The organism is Cellvibrio sp. QJXJ (assembly GCF_024452345.1).
Lineage (GTDB): Bacteria > Pseudomonadota > Gammaproteobacteria > Pseudomonadales > Cellvibrionaceae > Cellvibrio.
Genome location: NZ_CP101662.1, coordinates 580,905 through 593,468 on the forward strand (window position 1 = coordinate 580,905; position 12,564 = coordinate 593,468).

12 protein-coding genes are annotated in these 12,564 nt (G+C 47.5%); all 12 read left to right on the forward strand.

Features of this window, described 5'->3' with window-relative positions:
- The first annotated feature begins 10 nt into the window (after positions 1-10).
- The 12 genes from NNX04_RS02610 to NNX04_RS02665 all read left to right on the forward strand — a co-directional run bounded on the left by NNX04_RS02610 (position 11) and on the right by NNX04_RS02665 (position 12,561).
- Entirely contained in the window at positions 11-331 is a 321-nt protein-coding gene (locus tag NNX04_RS02610) for a YbaB/EbfC family nucleoid-associated protein (RefSeq protein ID WP_007641584.1), read from the forward strand.
- Between the two features lie 81 nt (positions 332-412).
- Positions 413-1,006 carry a recombination mediator RecR gene (gene recR / locus NNX04_RS02615; protein WP_151057980.1) on the forward strand — a complete coding sequence of 198 codons (594 nt, stop codon included), beginning with the start codon at positions 413-415 and terminating at the stop codon, positions 1,004-1,006.
- A 5-nt stretch (positions 1,007-1,011) separates the two neighbouring features.
- Positions 1,012-2,148 (forward strand): ribonuclease D, encoded by a 1,137-nt coding sequence (rnd, locus tag NNX04_RS02620; protein ID WP_261947399.1) that lies wholly within the window; start codon positions 1,012-1,014, stop codon positions 2,146-2,148.
- Positions 2,149-2,179: 31 nt separating this feature from the next.
- The gene (locus tag NNX04_RS02625) at positions 2,180-2,476 is read left to right on the forward strand and encodes a YcgL domain-containing protein (protein ID WP_151057976.1); all 297 of its coding nucleotides are present in this window, start codon (positions 2,180-2,182) and stop codon (positions 2,474-2,476) included.
- A gap of 32 nt (positions 2,477-2,508) precedes the next feature.
- Complete coding sequence (locus NNX04_RS02630; RefSeq protein ID WP_261947400.1) at positions 2,509-2,952, forward strand: YcgN family cysteine cluster protein; 444 nt, start codon at positions 2,509-2,511, stop codon at positions 2,950-2,952.
- Positions 2,953-3,003: 51 nt separating this feature from the next.
- Positions 3,004-3,525: a hypothetical protein gene (locus NNX04_RS02635; RefSeq protein WP_261948387.1), complete on the forward strand. Its 522-nt coding sequence runs from the start codon at positions 3,004-3,006 to the stop codon at positions 3,523-3,525.
- A gap of 234 nt (positions 3,526-3,759) precedes the next feature.
- On the forward strand, positions 3,760-5,742 hold the full coding sequence (locus NNX04_RS02640) for a VWA domain-containing protein (RefSeq protein WP_261947401.1): 1,983 nt from the start codon (positions 3,760-3,762) through the stop codon (positions 5,740-5,742).
- Positions 5,743-5,747: 5 nt separating this feature from the next.
- Entirely contained in the window at positions 5,748-6,239 is a 492-nt protein-coding gene (locus NNX04_RS02645; RefSeq protein WP_261947402.1) for a GNAT family N-acetyltransferase, read from the forward strand.
- A 143-nt stretch (positions 6,240-6,382) separates the two neighbouring features.
- Positions 6,383-6,850, forward strand: a complete 468-nt coding sequence (locus NNX04_RS02650; protein WP_151057968.1) for a Dps family protein — start codon at positions 6,383-6,385, stop codon at positions 6,848-6,850.
- A gap of 426 nt (positions 6,851-7,276) precedes the next feature.
- Positions 7,277-10,195 carry a TonB-dependent receptor gene (locus tag NNX04_RS02655; protein ID WP_261947403.1) on the forward strand — a complete coding sequence of 973 codons (2,919 nt, stop codon included), beginning with the start codon at positions 7,277-7,279 and terminating at the stop codon, positions 10,193-10,195.
- A gap of 100 nt (positions 10,196-10,295) precedes the next feature.
- The gene (locus tag NNX04_RS02660) at positions 10,296-11,030 is read left to right on the forward strand and encodes a SapC family protein (RefSeq protein WP_261947404.1); all 735 of its coding nucleotides are present in this window, start codon (positions 10,296-10,298) and stop codon (positions 11,028-11,030) included.
- A gap of 22 nt (positions 11,031-11,052) precedes the next feature.
- Positions 11,053-12,561: a tryptophan halogenase family protein gene (locus NNX04_RS02665; RefSeq protein ID WP_261947405.1), complete on the forward strand. Its 1,509-nt coding sequence runs from the start codon at positions 11,053-11,055 to the stop codon at positions 12,559-12,561.
- The last annotated feature ends 3 nt before the right edge of the window (positions 12,562-12,564 follow it).

A 12,564-nucleotide genomic window follows, 5' to 3' on the forward strand; every position in this document is an offset into this window, starting at 1 on the left:
AGAGGATGCTATGAAAGGTCTCGGCGATTTGATGAAACAGGCCCAGGAAATGCAGGCCAATATGCAAAAAATGCAGGAAGATTTAGCGAAAGCGGAAGTCACTGGTGCGGCGGGTGCCGGTTTGGTGAGTGTGGTCATGACTGGCCGTCACGATGTAAAACGCGTACACATTGATGCAAGCCTGATGACTGAAGACAAAGAAATGTTGGAAGACTTACTGGCGGCCGCCGTGAACGATGCAGTGCGTAAAATTGAACTGCAAAATCGCGAGCAAATGGAAAAAATGACTGCGGGTATGGGAATCCCACCGGGATTCAAAATGCCGTTTTAATCGTTGGCGCGTGCGCCTCCTGAAAAACCGTAAAAATATCAGGGCGTAGCAAGCGGCGCCCTTACAAATTTTGGAAATTGAATGTTCAGCCCTTTAATCGATGACCTTATGGCCTCATTGCGCTGCTTGCCCGGCGTGGGTCCTAAATCTGCCCAGCGCATGGCGTTGCATTTATTGGAGCGTGACCGCGCCGGTGCTGAACGGCTCGCGCTGAGTTTGCATAAGGCAGTTGAAGGTGTCGGGCGCTGCCAGCGCTGCCGCACGCTTACAGAGCAAGCCCATTGTGGAATTTGTGCCAATAACCGGCGCGATAACAGTTTGCTATGCGTGGTTGAAACCCCCGGCGATGTATTGGCGATCGAACAGGCGGGTACTTATCAAGGTAAATATTTTGTACTACTGGGGCATTTGTCGCCGATTGATGGCATTGGCCCGGAAGATATTGGTGTCGATCAATTAATTAATTTGTTACAGCAAGAGCCGATCACTGAAGTCATTCTCGCCACCAACCCCACAGTGGAAGGTGAAGCGACAGCCTTTTACATCAGTGAACGCGCTAAAAATTTGAATGTAACTGTCTCGCGTATTGCCCATGGTGTCCCGCTCGGTGGCGAGCTGGAATTTATCGATGGCGGCACTCTCGCGCACGCTTTTTCCTCTCGCAGAAGTTTGTAATTTTAATGCTAATACCCACTGAACCTATCTGGATTGATCAGGACGATCAACTCGCCGAGCTTTGCGCGCGCTGGCAACAGCAAGCGGCGCTGGCGATTGATACTGAATTTATGCGCAGTGATACCTTTTATCCCATCGCAGGTTTGCTGCAGATTGGCGATGGCAAGGGATGCTATTTAATTGATCCGCTTGCGATTGGCAATCTCGAACCTTTGCGCGAATTGATGCTAAACCCTGCAGTCACCAAAGTATTGCATTCTTGTTCGGAAGATCTGGAGGTATTTCAGTGCTGGTTGGGAGTAGTGCCGGCGCCATTATTTGATACACAAGTGGCAGCCGCATTTGCAGGTTTGGGCTTTGGGTTGGGTTACGCCAATTTAGTCAAAAACCTGCTAACTATTGAAATTCCCAAAGAAGAAACTCGCTCGGATTGGTTGCAGCGCCCGCTCAGTGCAGCGCAATTAAAATACGCCGCACTTGACGTTGCGCATATGCTGATTGTGTATGGAAAATTATTGCAGTTATTAAAAACAACCGAGCGTTTGGAGTGGGTGAAAAGTGATTGTGCTGATTTGATAAGCAATGCGCGCAAAGCAGATGATTTTAGCGAGGCGTATCAAAAAGTAGGTTTTGCCTGGAAATTGCGTGAACAGGAGTTATTAATTTTAAAGCAGCTTTGTATTTGGCGCGAAACTGAAGCACGGGCACGCAACATTCCGCGCAATAGGTTAATAAAAGAGCCTTCATTATGGGAAATTGCGCGTAAAAGAATTCAGGATGTGACGCAATTACAACGTGTACCGGATATTCCCTCGCGCACTTTAAAAAATGATAGTGAAACTATTTTACAAATAGTCAGCGACGCTTTGGCAATGGATGAAGCTGCATGGCCTGCGCGACTCGATCCGCCTTTAGCGCAAAGCGAAGGCCCGCTGATGAAGGCGTTGAAAAATTATGTGCGCGAATACGCCGAACAAGCCCAGTTGCCGCCCGAAGTATTGATTCGCAAAAAGGATTACGAGCATTTGGTTCGCTCCGGGATGAATGGTGGCGAATATCGTTTGCCCGAGCGTTTATTGGGCTGGCGTTTTGATCTAATTGGCGAAGGCTTGTTGCGTATTGTTCGGCAACAGAATGTTTAGTCGCACTAGGCGTATAACAAGGTGAAGACCCGTGAAAATTATTTGTGAAATTTATCGTAGCACCAAGGAAGAGGGCATGTATCTGTACGTGAAAAAGGAGGAGGGGTTGAGTAAGGTACCTCCAGATTTACTCAAGCTTTTTGGTCGTCCACAGCAGGCAATGGTTCTGCTGTTAACTCCCGGTAAAAAGCTTGCTCACGCGACGGTTGAAAAAGTCGCTGAAAGCCTGGAAACACAAGGTTTTTATTTGCAATTGCCGCCACGCAATGATCGCGACCCGGAAGCTGAGCGTTTGCGTGCGCTCAATTCCAAGCTGGCTGGCCAGTAGTATCGACACTTTTTTAATGATCTGGGCATGTCATGGCACAACAAGTTTTTTGGCAACGTAAAACATTTCAGGAAATGTCGCCGGAGGAGTTTGAATCCCTCTGCGATGGTTGCGGCAAGTGCTGTCTGCACAAATTGGAAGATGAAGATTCGGGTGATGTGTATTACACCAAGGTTGCCTGTCGTTATTTGGATCATGACACCTGTCGTTGTCAGGAATACACTGATCGTCAACAATTAGTAGAAGCCTGTGCCGTATTAACGCCGGACAGTGTTAAGGAAACCTATTGGTTACCGGAGACCTGTGCTTATAGGCTAGTGGCCGATGGTTTTCCGCTGTTTGATTGGCATCCACTAGTTTCAGGCGACCCTGACTCGGTGCATAAAGCCGGTATTTCGGTGGCGGGGCGTGTAGTGCATGAGCAGGATGTCGATCCTGAGGATTATGAAGATTATGTTATTCGCTGGGTTAATTGAGCGGCTGAAACTAGTGCTGGCGAACCGGAAGGAGAATTTGCTGTGGAAAATATGACTGACTATCAATATGCGTGGATGCTGTACCTGACAGGTGCAACAGGTTGTGTGCTTGCGGCATGGCTAATGTTCCGCCGTTTTGGTCGCGCTGTTACACATTTTTTTGTCATCACCGTGACGGTTGTGCTGTTCACCCCCTATGCGATTGATGCAGAGAAAATGACCATGGCACCTGCTGTTTATACGCTACTTTTCGGGTTCCTGGATGGAGGCTTTGCCAGCGTTAAACCAGTCTTGAAGCTTATGTTAGGGCTATGGGGCTGTGCCCTTATTCTGTCCCTGATCTATCAATTGCTGACCCGCCATAGAGGCGGGGCTACTCACGAGATCCCTGAACCGCGTCGCCGTCAGTCAACCCGGCAAAACCGCAATAAGGCCTATGTTGAGGACGATGAACCTGATTTTGATTACAGCCCCCAGGCGCGCCGTGCCAATAGTAGTCGCGGTTTGAGCCGTGAGGAGCGCATCGCACGGGATGAGTTATTAAACGAAGAGCCCATCAGAGCTATTCGCTAATTGATCATATATTAGCTTTTCGCTAGCAATCGTTGTTTAAAAGCCAGCCTGAGTGCTGGCTTTTGGCATTCTGTTGTTTGCATTTTTTGAGTGTTTTCAGTGAATGGATTTTTTCATAAATGGCGAATTGGGGTGGAGCTGCTATAACTAATGGCAATATGGCCAGTAAACGGCACTTTATCTTGGCATTCTCAATATCGGCGCTCTCAGCTTTTTGTTTTGGTGGAAATACCCATGCGACAGGTTCTTTATTATTTATTGCTCGGTTGCACACTGTTCTCTGCAGTGTGTGACGCCAGTGAAATTACTGCCCCTAAACCGGCCGATGTGCGGGTGGTGATTGATATATCGGGCAGTATGAAAAAGACTGACCCCAACAATTTACGTAAACCCGCCGTGGATTTGATCGTGCGTTTGTTACCGGATCAAAGTAAAGCAGGGCTTTGGACCTTTGGACAGTCGGTCAATATGTTGGTGCCGCACCGTGTAGTTGACTCCCAATGGCGCGAAGAGGGAGCAAAAAAAGCGAACTCAATTAACTCGGTGGCGATGTTTACCAATATCGGTGGTGCCTTGGAGGCAGCGGCAGCAGATCACGCAACGGAATCCAGCGCTTACCAGCGCAACGTTATTTTGCTTACCGACGGTGTTGTCGATATCAGCAAAGAGGCGGTGGTTAATCTCAACGAGCGCAAACGCATCCTCACCGAATTATTGCCGCGCTTAAAAGCCTCTGATTACCGTATCCATACCATTGCGCTTTCTGCTGATGCTGATCAAGAGCTGATGAAGAAACTGTCCATCGCCACCGACGGCATTTTTGAGGTGGCCGATACCGCCGATGAGTTGATGGCGACCTTCCTGCGTATTTTTGATCAGGCCGTGCCTGCCGAACGGGTTCCGTTGGATGAAAATGGTTTTTTAGTCGATAACAGCATTCAAGAGTTTACCGCGCTGATTTTTCGGCGCGCCGAAGTTCCCGCTACGGTGATTATTGCGCCTGACGGTAAAGAGTATTCCGCGACTGACCCTGCTAACAATGTTAATTGGTATCGCACCGACAAATATGACCTTATCACTGTGCAGCAACCTGTGGCTGGCCAGTGGAAAGTAAAAACTGACATGGCACCGGGGAGCCGCGTGACTGTGGTGAGTAATTTACAGTTGGTGGTGCAGCCGCTTAAAAGCAATATCAAACTCAATGAAACTATTGATATCGCCTATTCGTTTATTGCCAATAATGAAACGCTCACTAATACCGATTTTTTGAGTTTGTTGACCGGTGAGGCGTTCGTGACTCCCGCAGCAAGCAAGGAAACCAAAACCCATACCTTGAACAAACCGGCTGCTGCCAATGGTGTCTTCTCTGATCAGCTGGAGGGTTTCACTACCCAAGGTGCCCACGATATTAAGATTCTGATTGATGGTAAAACCTTCAAGCGTGAGTTTATCCATCGGGTCAATGTGAGTGATTCTGCGTTCCGCGTTGAAAAGCGTATTGATGAGCAGGGCGATAAAAAAACCTATGTCTATAAGTTGATTGCAGATCTTGAGATTGTCGATGTGGCAAGCACCAAGGTAATTGCAACGATTAAAAACTCCAAAGGTAATAATCTGGAGCGTGAACTGAATGCGATTGAACAATCCCAATGGGAGTTTTCCTTCGCGCCAGCGGAAACTGCGCGTTACACAATCGCCATGCAGGTAACGGGTACCCAGATCGATGGCAGCCCATTGAGCGAGACAATTGCGCTGGATGATTTTGCCTACCCGGATGAGGCCGCCGTCCTGGCTGGTCAAGTGCCTGCCAGTGAGGCGAGTACAGAATCATCCTCTGCTAGCAGCGAGGCAGCGCCGGTAACCACTGATACACCCGCCGCCGCAGACTCATCCAATACCTGGGTATATATTGCGATTGTTGCAGCCAATTTGTTGGTGCTGGTAATGGGGTTTGTCGCCTACAGGGTTATCGCCGGCAAGAGCCACAAAGCAGAGCTGGAAGAGATGGAAAAGACCTTGAATATGTCACCCGATAGCCTTAAAAAAGCCACTGCAAAAGACACCCCGGCAGCAATGGATTCCGGCGGTAATAGTGCGGGTGACATGGCGATGGATAGTGGCGGGGGAATGGATTTATCCATGCCCGATGACCTGATGGCCGACAACCTGTTTCCATTGGATAATATGGAAGACGATAGTAACAAAGATAAAACTTGATACCCGTGTCCGAATTATTACAAACACCCTCGCCACACTCCGAAATGGTTTTTTGCGCAGAGCAACCTGAGCGTTACGCAGTGGTCGATCGTTTTTACCGCGCTCAGGGTTACAAGGTAAAAACGGCTGCTAGTGAATCCGTGTATGTTATTTACGGGGTTGGGGGGACGGGCGGCCCCACTGAAATCATTGCAGCGGCACGTTATGTCCCCCAAAGCTCGGGTCATTTTTGGCTGCGCAATTTGCTGGTTGCCAAAGAGCGGCGTGGGCAGGGGTTGGCGAGTGCGCTGCTGCAATACTCCTTACCGCTTATTTACCCAAAAGGTTGTTACTGTTTTGCATTGCCGCATTTGAAGGGGTTTTATGACCGTTTGGGGTATGAATTAGAACCCAATCACTGCCCTACAGATATCCAACAAAAATACCAGCAATACCGTGCACGTGGCCGTGATTGGTTATTAATGGGATATTTAGCCTCAAATCATGGTCAAACCTGATATGCATCGCCATTTGGCAATACCAGCCATAGGCAAAAGCAACTGGTGATGCGAATCATGGAGATTTATCTTATAAACACCCCCATGCTCATTTGAGCGATTTTTTAGAAAAACGATTCAAACAGCGATTTAAAGGAGTCACTATGAATATAGATATCGGAATTTCCCAAGAGCACCGTGAAGACATCGCCCACGGTCTGTCCAGAGTATTAGCCGACACCTACACGCTCTACTTGAAAACCCACAACTTTCACTGGAACGTCACCGGGCCAATGTTTCAAACCTTGCACTTAATGTTTGAAACCCAATACAACGAGCTGGCCTTGGCTGTTGACCTGATTGCTGAACGTATTCGTTCCCTGGGTTTCCCGGCTCCCGGCACTTACAAGCAGTATGCAGAGTTGAGTAGCATCAAAGAGGAGGAGGGCATCCCCGCGGCCAAAGACATGATTCGTTTATTGGTTGAAGGACAGGAGGCAGTGGTGCGCACCGCGCGTTCACTTTACCCCTCAGTGGAAGCTGCGAGCGATGAAGCGACCGCAGACTTGCTAACCCAGCGCATTCAGTTACACGAAAAAACCGCCTGGATGCTACGCAGCTTACTGGAGTGATCATTCTCCATTTTTGCGCTCCTAAAACCCGGCTTGCCGGGTTTTTTATTGCCCCAAATTCACTGCGCGCACCTTAAAACTGGCCTTCAGAAAGTATTTTTTGTGGAATAGGGTGCCAATTTTTAGCAAAAAATACTGCTAATCTAACGTTAAAGTTGTTTATTAACTATTTGATAATAAGGGATTATTTTCAGTGTTCGCTTAAAAACACTCAACTCGAACTTCCCACCTTAACCCTAATTAACTAACTCGGACGCCCGAACCTTTCCAACGCGCAACTATAGGCTCGCGTGAATGCCACTTCATGGGTGGCTAGCGTAGGAAAAAAATAAGACTAGTGAGTAACTGGCACAAGGTTCTGTGCTTTTGCACAGGCCCCAACGAGAGGCAAGTTACGATAACAATAACGGTTCGAGGATTATGCTCATGCAAAACCCAATCAACTTTAAAAGAAAGATCATGGCTACGGCAGTGGCATCGGTGATGGCGGCTGGTTTCAGTTCAGTGGCAATGGCGCAAGACAATGCTTTGGAAGAGGTCATTGTTACCGGTATTAAAGCGTCGCTGCAGGCCTCTATGGATGTAAAACGCGAAGCAGTGGGTGTGGTCGATGCCATTTCGGCGGAAGATATCGGCAAAATGCCTGATACCAACCTTGCCGAATCCCTGCAACGTATCCCCGGTGTGTCGATCGACCGTGTAAACGGTGAAGGTAGCAAGGTAACCGTGCGTGGTTTGTCAGGCGATTACAATTTGGTGACCTTAAACAGCCGTCAAATGCCTGCATCATCATTCGGTACCAGCCGTTCTTTTGACTTCGCGAACCTGGCCTCTGAAGGTGTTTCCGGGGTTCAGGTGTATAAAAGCGGCCGTGCTGATGTGCAATCTGGCGGTATGGGTGCATTGATCAACATTGTCACCCCGCGTCCGCTCAGCAGCCCTGGTTTGAAAGCCGTGCTCGGTGGCAAAGCGGTATATGACGATTCTTCGGTGATGAAGGATGACCTGACTCCGGAAGTCTCCGGCTTGTTCAGTAATACCTTTGCGGACGACACCATCGGTGTCGCGCTGACAGGTAGTTATCAAGAGCGTAACAGCGGCGATCGCAATGCCAGCGTCAGTGACTGGTTTGTGCATGCCACAGACGGTGGCGACTGGGCTGGAATTCCTGCCGAACATCAGCCGGGAGATGGCAGAACCTACGCCATTCCTTCTGAGGTGATGTATTCGGTCAATGAAGTAAACCGTAAGCGCTTGAATAGCCAGTTGACCCTGCAATACCAACCGATAGAGCAGCTAACCGTGACGGCGGATTACCTCTATGTAACCCAGCAAAACGAAGTTAACAATTTTGGTACCGGCTTTTGGTTTACCCGCGATAACGATTTGGACATTGAGTGGAGTGATACCAACCCTGCGTATCCGCTGTCTTACACGGAAAACTCGGGTCGTCATGAAATCAATAGTATTGTTAAGTTCAACAAAACAAAATCCAACCTCAAGTCATCCGGTTTAAATGTTAAGTGGGATGCAACTGATAATCTGGAACTGGAGTTTGACGCACACAACTCAACTTCGTTGTCAGGTCCAAACGGCAAGTGGGGTGGTAACAACCAATTTAACTTTGGTTCTATCGATAACTACCGAGTGTCTATGGATTTCTCTGGCAAGTTCCCGGTCATGAATAGAATTGGCCATGAGGATGGCCGCACTAACGTGGCGCCGGATATCTCTCTGATGCAATTGACCAACAACATCTTCCGCATTCAAGAGCAGGATTCCTCGGTTGATGAATATCAATTAAAAGGAACCTATAACTTTGATGATAGCTTTATCGATAACATCAAAGCCGGTGTAGGTACTAACGAAATCACCAACAAATATTTCTTCCTTGGCTACCAAGCGCAAAACCAGGGTAGTTGGAGTGGTGTACAGGGTGAAAACGGTGTTGGCGATATTCCTCGCTCCTACTGGATTGTAGATAAGCTATCTAACTATTTTGATCACGATGCCACGAATGGCGCTAACTTCCAAAACAGTTTTGTCCGCGGTAAATGGGACGAGCTGTTGGCCGTCGGCGCAGACCTTTATGGTTCAGATACCGGTCACTGCATCAGAGCCTATTGCACCACTCGGGACCCTGCCTTAGCGAATGACGGGTTGGACGATCAAACCACGGTAGAAACGTCAGATTTTGCCTACTTACAGTTTGGTTTCAAACCTGAGATTGCCGGTATGCCTGCTAATTTGGCGGTAGGTGTTCGCCATGAGACTACGGACGTCGAATCAACCGCTTACGTGTCTGCCTATACTCCCTACATTCGCTGGAACAGTGGTAACGAGTACTCCCTGATAGCCAATGGTAGTGAGTACGGTGTCACCACCGGTAGCTACTCAAAAACCTTGCCTAATTTGGATTTTGATATAGCACTGACCGATGACATCAAAGCGCGCGCATCATTTAGCAAAACGATTTCTCGTCCAAACTACAATGATCTCAAGGGTGGATTTGTGTGGGGCACAGCGCCGCGCGTCAGCATGGGTTCTGCCTCCGCTGGCGATCCTGACCTGAACCCAATGGAGTCAACCAATTTCGATCTGTCTGCTGAATGGTACTACGCTGATTCCAGCTATGTATCTCTTGGATTCTTCAAGAAAGACGTTGTGGATTTCATTGGTAGCAGTGCGCCTGTCACTATCACAGACAGCGGCTTCCATACTCCAGTCGGTGGGCCACGCTGGAACGCGGCGGTTGCAGCGGTGGGTAATAACCTGACGGCAATTAACGAATATATTGTTGCTAACTATCCCGGTAGCGTGGATGCGGCAAATAACCATGTATTTGCATTGCCCGAAGATCCAATTCTGCCTTTTGAAGTGACTCGCCCAATCAACAATGAAGATGTAGCCATTGATGGTATTGAGATCGCTGTGCAACATAGTTTTGGTGAGTCGGGTTATGGTTTCCAGGCTAACGTTACCAAAGTGGATTCCGATACCGAATACAACAATGTATCCAAGGCTAGTCAGTTTGCGATTTATGGTTTGAGCGATTCAGCCAACCTGATTGGCTTCTACGATAAGGATGGCCTGCAGGTACGTATTGCATACAACTGGCGTGATGATTTCCTCGCCGGTGGCGGTGGAAACCCACGCTACACTGAAGCCTATGGTCAGGTGGATGCGAGCGTGAGTTACGAGCTTACTGACAACCTGACTTTGTCACTTGAAGGTCTAAACATTACCAACGAAACCACGCGTCAATATGGCCGTCATGAGAATATGACGTTTAACTATATTGAAACCGGTGCTCGTTACAACCTGGGTGCTCGTTACAGCTTCTAATTATTAGCTGCTGTAAAGCAACCAAAAAAGCCGCTGGTAACAGCGGCTTTTTTTACTGGATTTATCGAGTCACTGGAAAAAATAATGACGGGGATTACGTATGCCTAATTTTGTATTGCTTAATAATATCGCCCATAAAAATCTCTGTGTTATTCGAGACTATGCTCCACACTATGGCGACAACGAAATGTCCGCAGTCACTTTTCCGCAGGAGTTTCGCGCCATTCAAAATGAATATCCCATTTTCTTCCGGAAAAATCCCGAGACTGGAAAGTTTCTCACCGTGGCATTGCTTGGCTTGCGCCAAAATGAAAATCTTTTTTTGTCTGATAGTGGATGGGATGCACAATATATTCCGGCATCGGTAAAAAGACGGCCATTTCTGATTGGAATACAGCCTCCCAGGCCAGATCAAGATGCTAACCAGCCAAACCGGATGGTGTATGTAGATATGGATAGCCCGCGGGTCAGTGAAACCCAGGGTGAGCGGGTTTTTTTACCACACGGTGGCTACTCACTTTTTTTGGAAAAAATGGTTGCTGTGTTGGAATACATTCAATATGGCACAGATTTGAGTGAACTTTTTATCACTGAATTATTGAATTACGATTTGCTTGAAGTGGTGACTCTTGATATCACTTTAAAAAACGGTGAGCGTAATAATTTGACTGGCCTGTATACAATTAATGAAGAAAAGTTGAACGCATTGAACGGGAGTGTTGTGGCTGAGTTACACAGTAAAGGTTATCTGGAGTTTATCTATATGCTATTGGCTTCCCATTCCAACGTGGTGAAGTTAATCGCACGTCTTGAAACCCGGCTTCAGAATCAATAATCGATGCACTGTGGTACACGCGATGAATTATCTAACAAAAGTAAAAAAAGTAGTTATTGTCGGTGGTGGTACAGCGGGCTGGATGGCTGCTGCATCCTTTGCCAAGCTGCTCGGGAAAAGTGTCGAGGTTATATTGGTTGAATCCGATGAGATCTCCACCGTCGGCGTGGGAGAAGCTACGGTACCTCCGCTGATTTTATTGAATCGTTATCTGGGTATAAATGAACAGGAATTGTTGACCTTCGTTAAAGGTACGATCAAGTTAGGCATCTCATTTGAAAATTGGAAAAACATAAACGACCGCTATATTCACTCCTTTGGTCATACCGGTAAAGATACGTGGGCTGCGAGCTTTCAGCATTTCTGGCTCAGAGGATTGGATATTGGCGTGGATGATCCATTGGGTGATTATTCCCTGGAATATGCAGCTGCATTGCACAATAAATTTGCCCATATGTCGAACCCACCGTTGACCTATGCCTACCATATTGATGCCGGTTTTTACGCTAAATTTTTGCGTCGTATCGCTGAAAATGCGGGCGCTCTCCGCATTGAAGGCAAAGTAGAAAACGTGGTTTTGGACGATTCCGGGTACATTAAGAATATTCGCCTCGCATCCGGTACTGTCGTTGAAGGTGATTTTTTTATCGACTGTTCTGGCTTTCGTGGTTTATTGATTGAAGAGGTATTGCATACGGGTTATGAAGATTGGTCGCATTGGTTGCCCTGCGATAGCGCGATAGCTGTGCAAACCGAATCAGTGCGCGAACCGGTTCCCTATACACGTGCGATTGCGCATCACGCCGGCTGGCAGTGGCAAATTCCGTTGCAGCATCGCGTTGGCAATGGTTTGGTTTATTGCAGTCAATATATGAGTGATGAAGACGCCAGAACTCTGTTGCTGGAAAAAATTGATGGACAATTGATATCAGAGCCGCGAGTCATAAAATTTAAAACGGGCCAACGCCTCAAACACTGGAATAAAAATTGTGTGGCCTTGGGGTTGGCGAGTGGTTTTATCGAGCCGCTGGAGTCCACAAGCATTCATCTTATCCAGCGTGGTATTACCCGTCTCATTCAAATGTTTCCGCATGATGGTATTCGTGCGTGTGATATGGATGAATATAATAACCAGATGAAAACAGAAATATTAACGATCAGGGATTTTGTGATAATGCATTACCATTTAACCGAGCGCGAAGACAGTGGATTCTGGCGTTACTGTAAAAATATGCCTATCCCGGAATCGCTTGAGCATCGCATACGTTTGTTTAGGGAAACCGGGAAATTATTTGTTGAATCACCCTATAAACTTTTTGCGGAGTCATCCTGGTTGCAAGTAATGGTGGGTCAGGGGTTGGTGCCGGAGCGTTATCATGCGGTGGCAAATGAGATGACAGACGCTGAGCTGAAAACGTTTTTAAGTGATATCAGAAGTCAGGTAAAACACAGCGTTCAAAAAATGCCAGGGCACCATGATTATTTGCAGTATTACTGTAAAGCTGCTGCGTGGGGTGATGTGTGTGAATAATGA

Bases quoted from the DNA above. Each gene is read 5' to 3' on its own strand.
- NNX04_RS02665 (WP_261947405.1), top strand. From the start codon at position 11,053: ATGAATTATCTAACAAAAGTAAAAAAAGTAGTTATTGTCGGTGGTGGT.
- NNX04_RS02610 (WP_007641584.1), top strand. From the start codon at position 11: ATGAAAGGTCTCGGCGATTTGATGAAACAGGCCCAGGAAATGCAGGCC.
- NNX04_RS02635 (WP_261948387.1), top strand. From the start codon at position 3,004: ATGACTGACTATCAATATGCGTGGATGCTGTACCTGACAGGTGCAACA.
- NNX04_RS02630 (WP_261947400.1), top strand. From the start codon at position 2,509: ATGGCACAACAAGTTTTTTGGCAACGTAAAACATTTCAGGAAATGTCG.
- recR (WP_151057980.1), top strand. From the start codon at position 413: ATGTTCAGCCCTTTAATCGATGACCTTATGGCCTCATTGCGCTGCTTG.
- NNX04_RS02640 (WP_261947401.1), top strand. From the start codon at position 3,760: ATGCGACAGGTTCTTTATTATTTATTGCTCGGTTGCACACTGTTCTCT.
- rnd (WP_261947399.1), top strand. From the start codon at position 1,012: ATGCTAATACCCACTGAACCTATCTGGATTGATCAGGACGATCAACTC.
- NNX04_RS02655 (WP_261947403.1), top strand. From the start codon at position 7,277: ATGCAAAACCCAATCAACTTTAAAAGAAAGATCATGGCTACGGCAGTG.
- NNX04_RS02650 (WP_151057968.1), top strand. From the start codon at position 6,383: ATGAATATAGATATCGGAATTTCCCAAGAGCACCGTGAAGACATCGCC.
- NNX04_RS02660 (WP_261947404.1), top strand. From the start codon at position 10,296: ATGCCTAATTTTGTATTGCTTAATAATATCGCCCATAAAAATCTCTGT.